Annotated in this window: 19 protein-coding genes and 1 pseudogene; 10 read left to right on the forward strand and 10 right to left on the reverse strand. The window is 33.3% G+C overall.

Going from position 1 to position 18,221, the window contains the following annotated elements:
• Positions 1–22: 22 nt before the first annotated feature.
• The 3 genes from ACSAMO_RS09915 to ACSAMO_RS09925 form a co-directional block, all read right to left on the reverse strand.
• Entirely contained in the window at positions 23–679 is a 657-nt protein-coding gene (locus ACSAMO_RS09915) for a hypothetical protein (protein WP_499209230.1), read from the reverse strand.
• A gap of 67 nt (positions 680–746) precedes the next feature.
• On the reverse strand, positions 747–1,544 hold the full coding sequence (locus ACSAMO_RS09920) for a hypothetical protein (RefSeq protein ID WP_499209231.1): 798 nt from the start codon (positions 1,542–1,544) through the stop codon (positions 747–749).
• Positions 1,541–3,208, reverse strand: a complete 1,668-nt coding sequence (locus tag ACSAMO_RS09925) for a hypothetical protein (protein ID WP_499209232.1) — start codon at positions 3,206–3,208, stop codon at positions 1,541–1,543. The genes ACSAMO_RS09920 and ACSAMO_RS09925 overlap by 4 nt, the downstream gene beginning before the upstream one ends.
• A gap of 328 nt (positions 3,209–3,536) precedes the next feature.
• On the opposite strand from ACSAMO_RS09925, the gene ACSAMO_RS09930 reads away from it, so the two are divergent.
• The 3 genes from ACSAMO_RS09930 (at position 3,537) to ACSAMO_RS09940 (ending at position 7,034) form a co-directional block, all read left to right on the forward strand.
• The gene (locus ACSAMO_RS09930) at positions 3,537–5,993 is read left to right on the forward strand and encodes a hypothetical protein (RefSeq protein ID WP_499209233.1); all 2,457 of its coding nucleotides are present in this window, start codon (positions 3,537–3,539) and stop codon (positions 5,991–5,993) included.
• Between the two features lie 114 nt (positions 5,994–6,107).
• Positions 6,108–6,716 carry a protein adenylyltransferase Fic gene (fic, locus tag ACSAMO_RS09935; protein WP_117968571.1) on the forward strand — a complete coding sequence of 203 codons (609 nt, stop codon included), beginning with the start codon at positions 6,108–6,110 and terminating at the stop codon, positions 6,714–6,716.
• A 9-nt stretch (positions 6,717–6,725) separates the two neighbouring features.
• Positions 6,726–7,034, forward strand: a complete 309-nt coding sequence (locus ACSAMO_RS09940) for a hypothetical protein (protein ID WP_118446974.1) — start codon at positions 6,726–6,728, stop codon at positions 7,032–7,034.
• Between the two features lie 112 nt (positions 7,035–7,146).
• Here ACSAMO_RS09940 and ACSAMO_RS09945 read toward each other — a convergent pair whose 3' ends face one another.
• Positions 7,147–8,211 (reverse strand): hypothetical protein, encoded by a 1,065-nt coding sequence (locus ACSAMO_RS09945; RefSeq protein ID WP_117968569.1) that lies wholly within the window; start codon positions 8,209–8,211, stop codon positions 7,147–7,149.
• Positions 8,212–8,483: 272 nt separating this feature from the next.
• Here ACSAMO_RS09945 and ACSAMO_RS09950 point away from each other — a divergent pair, with 272 nt between their 5' ends.
• The 4 genes from ACSAMO_RS09950 (at position 8,484) to ACSAMO_RS09965 (ending at position 11,298) form a co-directional block, all read left to right on the forward strand.
• Entirely contained in the window at positions 8,484–8,672 is a 189-nt protein-coding gene (locus ACSAMO_RS09950; RefSeq protein WP_022229289.1) for a helix-turn-helix domain-containing protein, read from the forward strand.
• A gap of 294 nt (positions 8,673–8,966) precedes the next feature.
• Positions 8,967–9,260, forward strand: a complete 294-nt coding sequence (locus tag ACSAMO_RS09955; protein ID WP_499209234.1) for a DUF960 domain-containing protein — start codon at positions 8,967–8,969, stop codon at positions 9,258–9,260.
• A gap of 14 nt (positions 9,261–9,274) precedes the next feature.
• Positions 9,275–10,378, forward strand: coding sequence for an amidoligase family protein (locus tag ACSAMO_RS09960; RefSeq protein ID WP_499209235.1), 1,104 nt, complete (start codon positions 9,275–9,277; stop codon positions 10,376–10,378).
• Positions 10,378–11,298 carry a class II glutamine amidotransferase gene (locus ACSAMO_RS09965; RefSeq protein WP_499209236.1) on the forward strand — a complete coding sequence of 307 codons (921 nt, stop codon included), beginning with the start codon at positions 10,378–10,380 and terminating at the stop codon, positions 11,296–11,298. Before ACSAMO_RS09960 ends, ACSAMO_RS09965 begins: the two co-directional genes overlap by 1 nt.
• A gap of 135 nt (positions 11,299–11,433) precedes the next feature.
• On the opposite strand, the gene ACSAMO_RS09970 is transcribed toward ACSAMO_RS09965, so the two are convergent.
• A complete protein-coding gene (locus ACSAMO_RS09970) occupies positions 11,434–11,574 on the reverse strand; it encodes a hypothetical protein (protein WP_499209237.1) in 141 nt (46 codons plus the stop codon).
• 95 nt (positions 11,575–11,669) lie between these two features.
• Here ACSAMO_RS09970 and ACSAMO_RS09975 point away from each other — a divergent pair, with 95 nt between their 5' ends.
• Positions 11,670–12,239 (forward strand): recombinase family protein, encoded by a 570-nt coding sequence (locus ACSAMO_RS09975; RefSeq protein WP_118446943.1) that lies wholly within the window; start codon positions 11,670–11,672, stop codon positions 12,237–12,239.
• 94 nt (positions 12,240–12,333) lie between these two features.
• Here the strand turns inward: ACSAMO_RS09975 and ACSAMO_RS09980 are convergent, their stop codons facing one another.
• The 5 genes and pseudogenes from ACSAMO_RS09980 to ACSAMO_RS10000 all read right to left on the reverse strand — a co-directional run bounded on the left by ACSAMO_RS09980 (position 12,334) and on the right by ACSAMO_RS10000 (position 17,132).
• Positions 12,334–13,746, reverse strand: a complete 1,413-nt coding sequence (locus ACSAMO_RS09980) for an IS3 family transposase (RefSeq protein ID WP_118446733.1) — start codon at positions 13,744–13,746, stop codon at positions 12,334–12,336.
• A 228-nt stretch (positions 13,747–13,974) separates the two neighbouring features.
• Positions 13,975–14,619 (reverse strand): hypothetical protein, encoded by a 645-nt coding sequence (locus ACSAMO_RS09985; RefSeq protein WP_118446944.1) that lies wholly within the window; start codon positions 14,617–14,619, stop codon positions 13,975–13,977.
• Positions 14,620–14,884: 265 nt separating this feature from the next.
• Positions 14,885–15,622, reverse strand: a pseudogene (locus ACSAMO_RS09990) (glycyl-radical enzyme activating protein); the annotation flags it as partial.
• 78 nt (positions 15,623–15,700) lie between these two features.
• Entirely contained in the window at positions 15,701–16,654 is a 954-nt protein-coding gene (locus ACSAMO_RS09995) for an aldo/keto reductase (RefSeq protein ID WP_118446600.1), read from the reverse strand.
• 19 nt (positions 16,655–16,673) lie between these two features.
• Positions 16,674–17,132 (reverse strand): glycine radical domain-containing protein, encoded by a 459-nt coding sequence (locus ACSAMO_RS10000; protein ID WP_118446599.1) that lies wholly within the window; start codon positions 17,130–17,132, stop codon positions 16,674–16,676.
• A gap of 20 nt (positions 17,133–17,152) precedes the next feature.
• Here ACSAMO_RS10000 and ACSAMO_RS10005 point away from each other — a divergent pair, with 20 nt between their 5' ends.
• Positions 17,153–17,368 (forward strand): ROK family protein, encoded by a 216-nt coding sequence (locus ACSAMO_RS10005; RefSeq protein WP_118446598.1) that lies wholly within the window; start codon positions 17,153–17,155, stop codon positions 17,366–17,368.
• A gap of 66 nt (positions 17,369–17,434) precedes the next feature.
• Complete coding sequence (locus ACSAMO_RS10010; protein WP_117968591.1) at positions 17,435–18,220, forward strand: Cof-type HAD-IIB family hydrolase; 786 nt, start codon at positions 17,435–17,437, stop codon at positions 18,218–18,220.
• Position 18,221: the final 1 nt, after the last annotated feature.

Genomic DNA, 18,221 nt, shown 5'->3' on the forward strand with positions numbered 1-18,221 from the left:
TTTTATGCTGTGTACTGTTTGTCTAAATACTCCCGCAAATCGGTAGGGGAGAATCGTTAAAGCCAAAACTGTCCTGCGTGATGATAACATCGGTAAAATCACAATTAAGCTCAGAATTGACTATTTTTAATATGTTGTAAAGACTAAAATCAAAAGTAATACTTGTCAGTCCTGACGGTGTTATGTATGCGTTGTTTCGATTGTATGTTCTGTCGCTGTAGTGACAATCTGTAATTGTTCCTTTGTTGCCGTTACGAACGATTTCAAGCAAAATCGACCTGTGAATACGATTTTTTAGTCTTGTTTTATATGTATTATTATCGTTTACAAGAATTAAAAATTTATATTTTGTTTTGACTTGTGTTTTTAATTTGATATATTCTTCTGTTGACAACTTGTTTTCGGTATCGGAAAATTCAATTCCGAAAAATGTTTTGTCAAGCTCATTTTTGAATACATCAATTAAACTATCACAAGTACAGTGTGAAGTATGAAATTTGCAGGGAACGGCATTATGTCCGTTCCTTGCATGTCTGTCGGTGTAAAAACAATCTGAAATGAAAATTTCGTTATTATTAATTTGTAGTTGTATGTATAACCGCCTCCCATGATTATTTTTGAATATGGCATGATATGTCTGCCCTTGTTTTTTGTCTAAATGTAAAATACTTTTCTGCATTGTGTTTTCCTCCTTATGAAAATACTAAATAAATGAAATAAGGGCAGTTACATATCGGTTTCAGCAATTACAAGTTATAAACTTGTTTGTGACTGCCATTCTCAAAGAAACTATACAAATTAGCATATAGCCTTTCGGAATTTCTTGATAATGAATCGCAACGAAGTTCTTCGCAATACTTATTTGGAATATCAGATAGGTATTCGTCAAATTTATCATAGTCCAGATGTTGTTTCTTAAAAGCTTGAACCATGATATATAGCAATGCTTTTGCACATTGTGAATATGCTTGTTCTTTCTTTGTTTTTACTGTTTTAAATGCACTGAGTGCTTGTTCTGAGCATAATATACAGTTGCTTTTGAGTATTTCTCGAATAGATTTAGCATTGTACCCATCGAAACTGAAAACGACTGCATAATGGCTGATGATTCTTAATTTCTTGTCGGTGTATGTTGTGATATGACCATGGTTTTTTAGCAGTATCCAAATATATGGATAAAATGCAGCTACACCTTGACTTATAAGATAAAATAAGTCTTGACAAATCTTAATTATTGCGTTATCATCAAGTAAATAAGCTTGATTTACCAGTTGTTTAAAATGATTATCAATTATTTCAAACGACTCGTTATTGTCTAAAATATTAATATTATTTAATACTGTTTTGATGAGCAGAGAATGAAATATTTCATCCTTTTCACCTAATAGTCCAAGAATTTTTACCTGTTCTGTTGGTGAGATATGGTTAGGATTTAGAAGAAGCGAAATTGCTTCTTCTGATTTATTCTCTCCCGAAAGGTTATCATAAATTTGTGCTATTAGTTGATCATTCTTTGTGTATAGATTTTCGCTTTCAGTACTCATAGTTTGATGTCCTCCTTATCATAAGTCAAATAACGGTTGATATTATTTCTTGGTAAACATATAACGGATTGCCTAAATTGTCCTTTTCGATATTCGTATGAACGACGGTTATCCTTTGTTATAAGTAATTTTTCACTTTCTAATTTTTGGTAAAGTTCTTGCCGAGATAAATCAAACGAAATGCCTTCATTTTGGCATGCAAGTTTGATTTTAGCAAAAACATTAACGCTTTCAATCCAAACATAGTTATCATCGTATAAAATATCTGTTTTTGGTGTGTCATTGGTGATTTTTGATGTATTTATTGTATGTAACTTGTTTTCGACACGTAATGATTCAAGTGTCTTGAAAAATATGAAGATGCTGTCGTTTTCAAGATAACGCTTGCTTTGCTCGGCGATGTAGTGACGAATGTTTGATGGAAAATCACTGATGTTGGCGAAAAATATATTTTTTGCAGTGCAATATTCGCAAAACATATCGTAAATTGCCAAAAACCAACAACACATTGATGTATAACGTGCGTGCCATTTCGGAGCTTCGTGATGCATAATGCTATCTCGATGATCCAAGAATGTTTGCCTCAATTTAATACAAAAGTCAATATCTAATGTGTATTGAATAAAATCAGCCAATGCACCTCTGAACTCAGCTTGTGAGGCCTGTAACTCCGTTAATGCCTGCAAATTGACTGCCTCTTGAAAGTCGATAATGAGCATACGCGGAATCGACGAAAATCGTACTTTTGGGATCTGTTCACCTGTGACAACCGTGATTGTATCAGACGATTCGGATACGATTTTTTTACCACTCATTTTTTTAGCAACTGATGATTTGTCACCGTTAAGGCGTATAATTTTTTCAAGCTTGGCAGTTATTTCTCTGTCAGTATTTGTATAAAAATCATCAACAATTGTGATCATATCACGCGACTGTTTTAAGGTTGCTACAATACTGGCAACTGTGTCTTCAAAAGAACAAACACTAAAATTTTCATTATTATATGGATTGAGTGTAGCTTGAACCGTAGAAGTTTTATAGCTACCTGTGCGACCTATAACAGCCAAAATAAATGACGGTCGATCAGTGCCTAAGTTACCCAATCGTGATATACAAGTGCTTAAAAGCAGGGTAAACAAAAAGATGAGACCCTCTGTCTGACTTTTGAAGCATGGAAGATACTTTTCAAAAAAGAAGTTTGCACTCGCATGTTCGATTGTACAAGGACTTCTAAAAAATACATTTTTAATAGTGTTTGTTGAAGTTGGCGAGATGATGTTATCACCAAAAATGTATTTGTTATCAAATTCACCAACAAAACCGTAAACACATTCCTCGTCAATATTCTCCGATAGCTTATGGTAAATTTTCTTGCAAATGTCCCATTCATCTTCTGATAGGCGACTTACACCTTTTGTACCAAACTTGTAAACAAGATTAGGATTTTCAATTTCAGCCGGCTGAATTGAAATTTTTTTAAATATTCTCTTTCTTGTCATCAGCTTTACATCAATTTCAAATGTATCATTTGCATTAAGGTTGACGGTTCTGTGTTGTTTCAATGGTATAATTACAGCTGAAGGAACGGTCAAATTGGTCTGCTCCTCAATATTATCAATAATATCCTGGATATTGTTAGTTTGTGAATAATTTGATAAATTCATTTGTTTCCTCCTATATTTCTAGATTGTTTATCTCGTTTCAAAAAGCGCTTTGTCATGCCGTTTGTGCCTGCGAAATTACGCCTAAAAAGTTTCGCAAAAGCTTCGCATATTAATGATTTTTTAGATTAATCTTTCAAGCTATCAGCTGATGTATATAATAATACACTTAAATAATCTGCAAATAAATAATAAAATACGCAATATAAAAATATTTTACAAAAAAATATTGCATAATCTGTGCCAAAATGATATAATTTTATAAAATAAGTTTGGAATGAATGAGGATATTGTAATTTGAAAAATTAATTGGCAAAAAAGGTGGATTGTGATGTGGAAGAAATTTTGTGAGCAGGATACGAATGAAGAAAACAAACTGCGTATGAAATATGAACGTAGATTTCGTTATCTACTGAGATGGAATATAACGAATGAAGAAGGATTGTTTAAAAAAGAGTTGTTTGACAAACAACACGCAATAAGTTTAACCCGATTAGGAAAATATTTATTTGGCTATATGTGTGCAACTTCGAATATACCATATAAGTATATTGGAGATTATTTATATGCGATAGAAAAAGAAAAGCCAATATCAAAGTGGAGAACTAAGGGGGAAACTTTGTTTAATTATTTGGTGGAGAATCCTGTTAAATTTAAGTTGGATAAAGAACCTATGACTGATATATCTGAAGAGTCGATTAAAGAAAATAATTCGATTATAGTATTTATAACTAAATTTGAAGCGGTTGATAGCGTGTGGGATAAGATGCTAAATGAGAACGATGAAGATAATTCCACTGAAACAATGAACGACACAGAATATAATCCCATAAATGATATGAAACAATACTTTGAAGGGATAATAGAAGGCATAGATGATAATTATTTAGGTAAGTATTATCGTAAGGAAAATATAAAGGGCGGATATATAAAGAAATATAAATTTAAAGACAGATATACAATATTTTCAATAATACTTCTATATTTTCTAAACATTATATTTTGTTTTTACATTGGTGAACAAGGATGGTTATTTGGAAGATTTACAAAAAAAGAAGACAGCGTTCGAATTGAAGATTTAAAAGACATTATGTTCATAATAAATAAAGACATGTATGGAGCATGGGGTACAGGTGAAGAAAATATGAATAATAAAAAAAATATACATGTTGAAAATCCACAAAAAGACATAGAACAACAAATGCGTAAATATATTATTGAAAAGTTTTTTCAACCAAATAAAAAATGCAATATTTCATTCAACAGACTTCCGTATATGAAATTCTTAATAATAAATAATAAATTTTCTGATTTTGTTGATGAACTAATCAAGGATATTGCTGTTTGGGTATATGAGAAAAATCATTGCGAAACGAAATACATAAACTGTGCGAAGATTATTATTGATGATATGAAAAATGCTTTTAGTAAAATCGTTCGAAACGTTTACTATGGGGAAAATTATAACTATAAAAATGAAGAAAACCTTATAGATCCCGAATTCTTTTGGGAAGAAGAGTCTGAAAAGATCATGCTTGATATATTATCTATATTCAGTATATTAACGAAAGAAGCAAATAATTACGGTATAAAATGCAAAGTACCGAAAACGGAGCGTACAGCAATAACCAAAGTTGATGGTGGCAAAGGGGAACTAATAAGCGGATTACGATTGTTTGTTGATAATATGTTGACCGATAAATGTTCTCAGTTCAGTAACAATGAGGGCTATAACAACATGATCAATAGTATTGGCGGATATGAATTTGAAAGATTATTTCAACCTATCAACTTTATATTGGATTCGATGATAAGTATTAAAATGGATGAAGATAAGAATTTGAAAAATAGGATTAAAAATATACGCCACTATAATAATGTGAATGACAAATATAAGTATATAGTTAATGTAACAAATTACAGTACATACCCTGTATTTTTGGGGACGTATTTGAAACGTATGTATCTTGAAACTGAGATAAACGTTGATAAATGGGTATTTTATTATATAAAGAATTATCGAGAGTGTTTTTGTGACATTTATAATTCTTATGAAGATGAAGAAGATGAAGAAGATGAACAAACATTGGAATTTTCTTGTGAATATGATAAAAAATACGTGGACCAGACGGTGGAATTCCTTTTAAAAGATAAAGAAACAGAAGATGAACAAACATCGGAATTTTCCTATAAAGATGAAGAAGATGAACAGACACAGGAATTTTCTTATAAAGATGAAGAAACAGAAGAGGAACAAGCACAAGAATTAGATGCATTTGCTGATGAAATAAAAGATATATTTCATCAAAATAGTTACGGCATGATGAATATAGAGAATAATTATATGGAAGCTATGTTATCCGAAACGTTTAGATATAAAGATATAGATAAAAATATTAGATTATCCGTGAGAGTGAAGGATGCATTTATAAAATACAATAGAGATAAGTGGTTAGAGAAGTTCAATGATGTAAATACTGAGTGGATAAATGAGTGTATTTGCTTGGGTGAATTTTTCGAAAATATAATGAAAGAAATGTCTGAATATTTGGAACAGATTTGCGAAAAAGAAGATATTATTGCTTGGAGCAGAAATGTTGTTGAGGAATGTAAAAAAGAAGATGATATAAATAAGCTTTCCGAACATCTGTATGGTATTTGGAATAGCGTCTATAATTATGCCATAGAAAATAAAATTGCAATAACCAAAGTGCGTAATGAATATTTTGAAAAATATTTCTCTTCGTTGAAAAATGAAAGAAGACAAGAGGAAGAAGAATTGATATAAGATTTAGTGAAATAGTTTTTATACAAATATTATTGGAATGTAGCAAGATATGTGATATAATAAAATATATAATTGAATCATCAGTTGAATTGTTCAGAATACGGAGGGGTGAAAATGGCACTTGAAAATAGATTAGGTATAACAGATTCTGCTGAACTTGCACGGACAGAAGAAAAAATAAGCAAGCAAAAGGCACTGAAACTGTTTGAAATAGGTATTCTTGATACATTGACACCCGGTACGTCTGAAACGCTTTGTGCTATTCATAAATATTTATTTGAAGATATTTACGACTTTGCGGGAAAAATCAGAGAAGTAAATATTGCAAAGGGGAACTTTCGTTTTGCTCCGTTGATGTATTTGTGTTCGGCACTTGAGAATATTGATAAAATGCCTCAATCCTCATTTGATGAAATTATCGAAAAATATGTTGAAATGAACATCGCTCATCCGTTCCGTGAGGGCAACGGCAGAGCAACTCGTATTTGGTTGAATTTGATTTTGAAAAAAGAAATCGGAAAGGTTGTTGACTGGAGCAAGGTTGACAAGGAAGATTACCTGCTTGCGATGGAGCGTAGTCCTATTCGTGATATTGAGATTAAATATGTTCTCAAAAATGCTTTGACAAACAAAATCAATGACCGTGAAGTGTATATGAAAGGCATTGACACGAGTTATTATTATGAGGGTTACACAACTTTTAAAACGGAAGATTTAAAGTAGGTGCAGAGTATGGATATATTTAATTATATTATTGCAAACTCTGATTTGCATGATGATAATTATGGACTTCTGTACGATAGTGAAAAATTTGAATTTAAGTCTGTATCACCGTGTTACGATCACAATGTTGCATTTCAAGAAGGATTTTTAGGGTTGTCAAGAACAACAATGGGTAATTCTGCATCTATCCCGTTAGATGACCTTTGCGAACATTTTATAGTCAATCATAAGGACATTGCTCAAAAACTTAAATCAATAGATTTAGACAAGGTTAAAGCATATCTTTCCGGAAGGCAGTTCAATGAGCTTAATGAATGAATTGCCGATGTAATTAACTAGAACAAATGACAAAATATTCTAAATCATATGTAAAATAAAAGTATAGTCTTGGACTAGTTTTAAAGGTAATCCAAGACTATACTTTTTACTCTCACACTTTTTTAGCATCAGCAAATTTATAAATTAACTCCGACAAATTGAACGGCTCAGGTAATGAACTTCTGCAAGGCAGAGGCTTTACCGATATACCAAGCTTGTGAAATTTCTTTAGTAATTTTTTATTTACAATGCTTTTGCTGCATGTATCGATTACTCGTTTTAATGATTTATGACTTGAAACCCATTCGACGAGCAGTAGCATGTCCAACTTGGTTTTAGCTTTAAAAGTTCCATTTTTTATAATACTTTCAATGGATTTTGACGAACGAAACATAACATCAAGTTTTAATTTCTTTAGCTGATATGCTATGACGTAGTTCCCAATTTCGATAGACTTTTCAAAAAAATCAGTGATGTTGTCTATATCAAATTTCTTATATAAGTCGTTAAGATAAGACTTGAAACATCTGAATTCGGCTCTAAGTATATCTTCATGCCATTCGTCGTTCAAATTCTCTTGTTGCAGTTGCAGTCTTTTATTGTAGAAACTGATTTCAACTCTTTTGGATTTGAAAAAGGTCGCTTCTGTTTTTGGGTATTTTGGTTTGTATGATTTCGTATGAAACATCATTTTCTGCGTATAACCTGAAGTTGGATCAAATGCTTGATTTATTAGTTTTATCGAATCCGTCACCTGTTGTTGACTTTCAAGTTTTATGTTGACGCAATAGTCAAAGCGAGATAGAGAGCATGTCTCAATATTAGGCAAATTCGGCGATATTTTATTTAAAAGTCGATTAGCCATTTGTGGAATATCTAACGCATTGTTGCAATGAAATACGTCCACATAATTGTCTTTGTTTCCCTCAATCATTCGTGTAGGATTTATTCTATAAATTAGCATGGGTACAAATGTTGATGGTGTTGTTTCTCTTAATATGATGTAAATTATAATCCCATATTGTGATAATGCAGTACAGACATATTTTTTTATTTTATCTGCCATCTTAGGCTTACTTTCAAAATAGGAACTGCCTAATTTTTTTAATTCCCTATGTAAGGTAGCAAAATCACTACCACTTAATGGATACTCACATTCAAATGTATGAAATGTCATAATAAGTATCTCCTCTCTAAAAATTATTTGCGAAAAATCGTATACGAATAGAAATCTTTGAATTCTTTTATCTATACGTTTATTCTCCGCTTAATTTAATGTTTTAAAGGAAAATAAAATTCTACATTTATTCTATTTTATATGACTATATAGACAGATTTGGAGTGATTTACACTGTGATAAACGGAGATGTGAATTTTCGTTAAAATAGTTTATAACCATTTATTTTGAGCTAACATTTATTTAAGAATTTTAATGAGAGGATGATTTTAATGTACTATAATGAGAATGAGCTTCCGGCAATATTAACATTTGCGGAAGCGGTTGAGTATTTATATATCGGTCGCAATACATTATTGAAGTTATTGCATAACGGAACTATAAAGGGATTCAAAGTGGGGAATCGTTGGAGAATAAAAAAAGAAGACTTGTTGGAATTTATGAATACAGATAGGGCTTGACAAAACAAGCCCTATAACGTTATTCTTTTTTGCCGAAAAGATACATCAAAGCAGTAATCGGCAACAGAGAAATCAGTATCCATTTACCCATTAAAAACACCTCCTCACCAAAGCATAAGCAATACTTTTTTAATTCCTTTTAGTATCGTTCGTATCATACAGAAAACCTCCTTTCGATTATTCAAGTAGATAATGTATAAATGGAATTTGATAATATACGATAAAAACCGTATTATGAAAGTTATGATTTATATAATATCTCTGTGTAATAAAATACACGGAGGTGAAATTTATATGTTCCAAAACGAACGATTTCGTACTTGCGGAGTAAATGAGGAAGTCCCTATTGTATTACAATGTATGATGTGGAATATGGTTGATACAATGGAGGTTGAATCAAAGGATTACTTGCAAGTATTTGAACTGTCAGAGTATGAAGGTATGCAGAAAATCGTGCATTCACAAGAAATGCCGGAGTATAAAATGGAGTATCTTATTAAATTACAAGGTGCTCCTATTTTTGTGGGTAAAGTTTATGTGATTGACGATAAAACACATTCGACAATGCTGAAAGCAGAGGAGTATTAAGAGGAGGACGAAAGATGAAAGAGGAAAAACATACTTGTGACATATGTCACGAAGAACGTGATTTATCAGAACTAACATATTTTGATGAGTCGTATTTGTGTGAAGATTGTTTAAGACGTGAAACATTCATTTGTCGTGATTGTGGTGACAGACATTGGAATGATGATTCGGCGGATGGTGATTTGTGCCAAACTTGTTACGATGAAGATTACGTCAGATGTGAAAGATGTGATGCGGTAATTCATTATGATGACGCTTGTTATCATGAAGATGAAGAATATCATGACCATCCATATTGCAGAGATTGTTTTGACATGGACGAGATAATCCACGACTATTACTACAAGCCTGAACCGATATTCTACGGTGACGGTCCGAGATATTTGGGTGTGGAACTTGAACTTGATGACGGCGGTGAAAATGAGTTTTGTGCGAGCAAGCTGCTTGAAATAGCTAACAATGGATGTGAGCGTATGTACATCAAACATGACGGCTCACTTGATGATGGCTTTGAATGTGTAACACATCCGATGACGCTTGACTATCACATAAATCAAATGCCTTGGAGAGCGATTCTTAACAAAGCGGTAGCAAAAGGATACTTAAGTCACCAAGCCGGAACTTGCGGACTTCATGTACATATAAGCCGAAATGCACTTGGAGTGAATTACGAAGAACAAGAGGCAACAATAGCAAAGATTCTCTACTTCTACGAGAAGTTCTGGAATGAAATCTTAACATTTAGCAGAAGAACGGAATCACAAGCAGAACATTGGGCAAGACGTTACGGCGGCGGAATTATCAATCCGAAAGAAACACTAAAGCACGCTAAGAATTCACATATGGGACGATACGCGGCGGTCAATCTTGAAAATGAAGCGACAATAGAAATGAGAATATTCAGAGGTACTTTAAAGTACAGCACATTTATAGCAACCTTACAGATGGTAGATGAAATCTGTAAGGTTGCTATTTCTTTGTCCGATGAATTTATGCAGAGTTTGACTTGGCTTGATTTCGTAAAAGGAATAGCAGATGACAAACAAGAGCTGATTAATTATCTGAAAGAAAAAAGACTTTACGTCAATGAACCGATAAGAAATGAGGTGGAAATATAATGTGCGGAATATATGGAGTATTAAGTTACAAGGATAAGTTAAAAGATATGAATGAACTTGTGGATTTGCTCGGCATGGAGAGTGCGGAACGTGGCACAGATGCAACAGGTGTTGCATATTCGATTTTGGGTAATATGAAGATAAACAAAAGTGCGGTAAGTGCATATAAGTTTAATCCGAATATACCAAAATTCGTAAATGCAGTAATCGGTCACACAAGACACAGTACACAAGGGGACAAGAATAAAAACTACAACAATCACCCTTGGAGTGAAATGGTGAAGAACTGTCAATTTGCACTTGCTCATAATGGTGTACTGTTCAATGATAAAGAACTTCAGAAGAAGTATAACTTTAAAAGCAAAATTGAAACAGATTCATTCGTTGCAGTGCAACTGTTAAAATATAAAAATGCACTTAATTTTAAGTCGATAAAATTTATGGCTGAAAGTATAGAGGGAAGTTTTAGCTTTAATATACTTGATAATCATAACAACCTGTATCTCGTAAAAGGCGATAGCCCAATATCACTTATTCATTTTAAAGAAAAGGGTGTGTATGTGTTCGCCTCGACAAAACAGATATTGTGGAAAGCATTGATCGACTCGGAATTGTTTCAAGATTTGGAGAATGGTAAGTATGAACATATTGTTCTCAATGAGGGTGACATTCTGAAAATCAAGAGTAACGGCAAACGCGAAAGAGGTCACTTCAATTATACCGAATCATACGGTAGACATTGGTACGATTACGGTTGCGGCTGCTATATTGATACGGGGTATGATGATTACTATGCGGAAGAATATCTTGAAGATATAAAGACAGTTGCCGCAATGCACGGTGAGGATCCGGAAGTGATACAGGAATTATACAACACCGGATACACACTTGAAGAATTAGAAGAAATGATTTACACTTGATACTAAAACAGTGCCGTTAGAGTGGGTAAAACTTTTGGGACGTTCCAAAAGCCGAAAACCAACTCTAATGGCACTATTTTTTTATGTGTCAATAGGGTATGCCCTATTGGGATATGGTGTTTAAGGAATAGAATATTATTTTGCAAGTTTTTCATAAACCACTTTGTTTTGATGAATTAACTTTTTTGAAATATTCAAAACATCATCAGTTGATGTAATTATTTGTGTTTTATTCGTATTTTCAACAGAAGTTGTTATATTCGTCTTTTTATTCAAAATGGGCACCTCCATGATTAACATACAAATATCATACTCTAAATTGAAGTGAAAATCAACATGAAACTAAATAAAAAAGAAAGAAGTGATTACCGGTGAAAATAGGATATGTAAGAGTATCTACAAGTGAGCAGAATACGTTAAGGCAAGAAGTGATGATGAAAGAACTTGGCGTAGATGCAATATATATTGATAAAATGAGCGGTAAAAATACAAATCGTCCGCAGCTTAATGCAATGCTTGATTATGTGCGAAAAGGCGATACCGTTATTGTAAGTGAAATTTCAAGATTTGCAAGAAATACCAAGGACCTTTTGGAGTTGGTTGAGAAACTTCATATTAAAGAAGTAGAATTCGTAAGTAAAAAAGAAGCTATTGATACAACAACCCCAACAGGTAAATTTATGCTTACAATATTCGGTGCAGTAGCAGAACTTGAACGTGAATATATATTGCAAAGACAACGTGAGGGGATAGAAATTGCAAAGACACAAGGTAAGTATAAAGGCAGAAAGAAAAAGGAATATACCGATTTTGATGCAGTGGTGCAAAATTGGCGTGATAAAAACATTACCGCCGCACAAGCAATGAGAGAATTGGGTATGAGCAAAAGTACGTTTTATAGGAGAGTGGGAGATAGGACAGTTAAAAAAATTGAATGGTAAAAGCTCATCGTTAAAATTTGTTGTGGATTGAAATAAATCTATCGTAACAGAAAAAAGGGGACATAGGGAGGTGCGGACATATTCTTGGACTATTTTATGCTGTTAATCCAAGACTATGTCTGTACTCTGCCGGACTCATATAGCCCAGTGACTGCTTGATTCGTTTTGTATTATACCACTCGATATAGCTGTTAATTTCATTTATGAAATCGTCCATTGATACACCTACCCACGAGCGCCCATAAAACATTTCGTTCTTTAATCTCCCGAAAAATCCTTCGCAAGCTGCATTGTCCGGTGAACATCCTTTTTTTGACATAGAACGTGTTAACCCGGCAGCTTGCATACGTTCTATCCATCCCGTCCATCGATAATGACATCCTCTGTCTGTATGTACAAGAGGATGTTCTGACGGTAATAATGTACCAATAGCATCTTCAAGCATTTTGTTGACTAAGATAGAATCCGGTGTTGTTCCGATATTCCATTTGACAACCATACCGTCAAAACAATCAATAACAGGTGAAAGATATACCTTTCCTGCCGGAATAGCAAATTCGGTTATGTCCGTTAGCCATTTTGTGTTTGGTTGTTCTGCGTGAAAATCCCTGTTGATTATATTGTCTACCTCCGGTGTGATTTCACCTTTATATGAGCTGTATTTTTTCATACGTTTTGTCGGTACTGTTAAATGTTCCTCTTTCATAATTCGACGTACAATTTTTTCTGAAACAGTAATTCCTATTTTTTTGAGTTCGCCATGGATACGCCTGTATCCATAACAATTCCTGTTTTCTTGAAAGATTATTTTTATTCGTATACGGATTTCGGCATATTTATCAGACTGCTTCATTACAGCTCTCTGATAGTAGTAGCTGCTTTTTGCCATGCACAGGCATTTCAACAGCTGATGCAGTGAATACTTATCTTCTACGGCATCAATAATCACTGCTTTTTCGCGATTTTTCAGCTCCGTTATATTGATGCCGGGGTCTTTTTTTAGCAGATTTAATGCTTCTTTTAATACATCAACTTCCATTTGTAACTGCTTGATTTGCTCCTGCAATTCTGAAATTTCCTGTTGTTTTGAAGGTTCTGTATTAAAATCTATATTTTCTCTTTTTATTTGTTTCTTAGATGACATAAGCCCTGCAACTCCAAATTTCTGATATTTGCGGTACCATGAATATATACTGGCACGGCTGTAACCAATATCTCTTGATACATATTCTACACCTTCCCCAAGAGAAAAGCAACGTTTAATTGCATCTAACTTCAAATTCGCATCAGGATTACGAGGGTGATTGGGTGCATTGATATATTTTTGTTTAATTTGATATTCTTTATCAAGCGAACCGTGATAATCAGCAATATCTGCTATTTTATTTCTGTACCAGTCATACAAGGTATGTCTTGATGGGTAACCAAGAAGAGTTACTACTGCCTGTACTGAACCTAATCGTTCAAATTCCTTTAGTGCTCGCTCTTTCTGTTCTTTGGTATACATTTATCTTTACCCCTTTCGGAGTCCAAGAATATGTCCGCACCTCCCTCTCAAATAGTCCAAGAATATGTCCGCACCCCCTACTCCTATTGATTTTGCGGATACCAAAACAGGTCACACCCTTGGGGTATGACCTGTTTTGAGAGTTCAATACAAACAAATATTATATCTGACTACTCCAAATCCTTTTTTGTACTATGGTAAAATATATTCGTACCATCTTATAAGAAATTAGTTTTTTCTATCCGTCATAATATTGTAAGTTACATCTTTTATTGGTTCGTCCTGTGAATCAAAATAAATAATAATTCTAATATTATTTTCATCAAACTTTAAATCATAATTAGCATTAATTATTTTACCTATTTCCATTCCACCATAACTATATGTTCCACCGGCTATTGCATGATATGGCTCAACAAAAGTAGCTTTCTCCGGTGAAAATACAACTCCTCTTCCTGTCTTTTGATATTCAAATTCAAAATCAACTCCATCTGCTGATATTGATTTAATAGTTAAAACATCACATAAATCATTATATATTTTGCTGCTGCCGTTTAAAACAGCATATGTTCCTTGATATTTACTGTAATCAATTTTATTTGCTTTATTATCATATTTATAGTTATCTTTAGAAAGCTGAATAGTATTATTAAAGAAATCCACATCAAATCCGCCAACAACATTTGCAACATCACGAAGTTTAAAATATGTGCTTCCATCAATATTATATCCGTCAATAGAAACATTTTCTCCATTTAATTGAACTGGGAAAGTATTTTCTGTCGCAGTATAATACGATGCAAAAGCACCAACAGTACCAAATAGCAAAGCTCCACTTACAAAGCAAATAATATTATTTTTATCAATTTTCATACAAATTACCTCCTTTTATACATTATTATAACATATAATGCAAGAATAATCAATTACAAAATTACAATTAATTCAAAATTATCCCTATTCCTACTTATTGGTACATCAAATTCGACATGATACTCCCCAAAATGCTAAAATACCCAAACTGATATTTTTATTATATCAATTTGGGGATTACATCTTGAAGAATACTCGATAATATGTCCGTATTCCCCTTTTATATGATTAATAGTATAAAATGCGTTGAGATCATCAGTTTTTTTTATAAAAAATTGATTTTTATTACTTTATTTAATTTTGTCATAATATTTTGATTGGGAGCGTTAAATTTTATATTTTTCATTCCCAAAGCTTCATATTTGTGTTCTCCCATACCGTGATATGGAAGAAGTTCTATTTTTGATGGTTTATATGGAGCAAGAAAGTTTTTGATTTTTTGCATTTCTTCAACGGTGTCATTTACCCCGGATATTACAGGGATTCTTATACATACATTTGCACCGCGTTCAAACAACTTCTGTAAATTTTCTAAAATAAGTTCATTTGAAACTCCTGTATATTTACGATGAATATCGTTATTAAAAGCTTTTATATCATACAAAAATAAATCTGTATAGCACAAAATCTTTTCAAACACTTTCCAGCTTATATGTCCGGCTGTATCTATGGCAGTATGTACACCGGACTCCTTGCATTTCTTTAAAATATCGCAAAGAAAATCTGATTGCAACATACATTCACCGCCGGAAAATGTTACTCCGCCACCAGAAGTTTCATAAAAACGTTTATCGCATATGATTTTTTCAAAAATTTCATCAACAGAGTATTCTTCTCCGCAAATTTCTCGCGCGTCATGATAACATATGAAATCTGTATCGTTTCTGTCAACGTTTTTACATCTTCCACAACCGACGCATTTTTCTTTATATAACATTACTTGTTTTTCGAAAGACTGACTTTCGGGATTGTGACACCAGCTACACCTAAGATTACAACCTTTGAAAAAAACGTTGTTCTCATACCGGGACCATCTACAACGGAACCGTGCTGTATGTCAAATATTATTGCTTTATTCATATCAATGAAACCTTTCTTTGAGCAAATATTCTATATCTTGCTTGTCAAGAATAGTATTGCAGTTATCTATAACTTCTTTAAGACGTGATACATTTCTTGCAGAGATAAGAGGTATACTTTTCAAATCGCAGCCAAAATAAAATCCAAACAATGCTTGATGAGCGTTGATGTGTTTTACGTTGCAAATATTCTTCAGCCTGTTGAAAATTTCTTTGTTTTTTTCAGAAGAATCAGTGGGCACACTATCACCGTAGAAAAAACCGTAAGCTTGTGCTCCGAATCCAATAACAGGTATTCCGCTTTCACTGTAATATTTATAATCTTCAAGATTCATCTCGTGTATCAATTCTTTTTCGCCCCAACCCTTTGTTACTCTATCTTTCAGTGAAAAAGCAATTTCGCTGAATTCAAATTTGGCAAGCCCATGATTCTTGGCATATTTATTTGCTTCCTTAATTCTTTCGGCAGTCCAATTTGATGCACCTATATGCTTGACCATTCCGGATTTTACATACTTATTGAGTATCTCGATTAATACACCGGGATCAATTGTTGGATCATCTTTATGGAAAAAGTAGATGTCAATATAGTCAGTTTTTAATGCTTCCAAGCTTTTTGTAATATCTGCTTCAATATCGTCTGCAGTGACTCTGTTTCTAACATGCTCTCCGTTTTCGTATTCGGGATTTCCGCCTTTGGTGATGAGAATAATCTTATCACGCATGCCAGTTGACTGTAACCAATGACCTATACACATTTCACTTTCAGGTCTGTTGGGGTGTGTAACATCTTCTCCATAACAACGTGCAGTATCTATTATATTGCCGCCGCCTGCAACATACATATCAAGTATTTCAAAATTTGTTTTCTCGGTCTCAATATGAAATGTATGTGTTCCGAGTGCAATTTTACTTAATGTTTTCCCATCTGTAATAATTTCTGATTTTTGTATCATAACAGTTTCCTCTTTATAATTATTTATAAAAATTTCTTGTTAAAACTTCTTCTTGCCATTCAGGGGACAAGCTTGTAAATTTAGCTGAAAATCCACATACCCTCACAATTAAATCAGGATATTTATCAGGATGTTTTTGTGCATCAAGCAGTGTATCTCTTGATACGCAATTAAGCTGAAGTGCTTCCATAGCAGTATCAGCAGAGGTGCGTAAAAATGCTTCGCAGGTAGATAATGAGGTTGTACCGGGTAAAATAATATTTACAACACTGTTTCCTGCCATTTCAGTTTTATCAAGTGATGCAAGTGAGTTTACAACGCTGGTTACATATGGTATTTTTTTTAGCCTTGAAGGTGTAAGAACTTGAGCTATATAATCTCCATTATATCTTTCGTTAGGCGTTGCAAGTGTTTGTTCTCCCCAGAAACGAATTTTTGTATATGTAAGATAACCAAGGTTTATTTTTCCTCCGTACATACTTGTGTGTTTAGAGATATTTGGCAGACGGAATTGTCAGTATAGAAAATATTTTTCAGCCCGAAATAATTGCTATCGGCGGAGGTATAAGTAAAGAGGGCGACTATCTCATTGAGCCGATACGAGAATATGTGTATAATACAGGTTTTAATAAACATATGACAAAGACAAAGATTGTAGCGGCACAGCTTTTCAATGATGCGGGAATTATCGGTGCTGCAATGCTTGCAATATAAATTTATTATGTCCGACTTGAAAAATCTTTTTGCACCATATATAATATACTTATTGGAGTGATTTTTATGATAGTATTTTTTGATTTGGACGGTACACTTATATCTGATGACGAGGCATATATAATACCCGACAGTGCGGTAAATGCAATACATAAGGCACAGAAAAACGGACATTTGATGTATGTTGATACGGGCAGAACCGTTATGAACGTTGAACAGAGAATAAGAGATATAGGCTTTGACGGATATATATGTGGTTGCGGAATGTATATAGAATGTGATGGCAAAGTGATATATCAGCATACATTGTCATCGGAGCTTTGCAAAAATGTTGCTAAACTTGTGTTTGAATGTAATATGACACCAATGTATGAACATTCTAAGTCATTTTATTGTGATAAACGCAGTAGAAATTTAGACGGTTTTGTAAAACTGAAAAGACGTTTTGAAATGCAAGGTAAAGATTTGTCACCTGATGTCAGCGACGATGGTTTTGCTTTTGACAAATTCTTGGCTTGGTATGATGAAAAAAGCAATATAGAACGATTTAAAAGAGAAATCGAAAAAGATTTTGATTTTATTGTGCGTGGTGACGGCTTTTGTGAGATGACGGTAAAAGGATTTTCAAAGGGTACAGGAATAAAAAAAGTTCTTGAATACCATAATATTCCGATTGATAATGCGTATGCAATAGGCGACAGTATGAATGATTTGCCTATGCTTACGGCAGTGCCTAACAGTATCGTTATGGGTAATGGCAGTGAAGAACTTAAAAAGTCGGCATCTTTTGTGACAAAAGATTTGCTCGATAATGGCATAGAATACGCACTCAAACATTTTGGAATGATATAGC

The sequence above is a fragment of the Ructibacterium sp. SJQ-7 genome, from assembly GCF_054696575.1.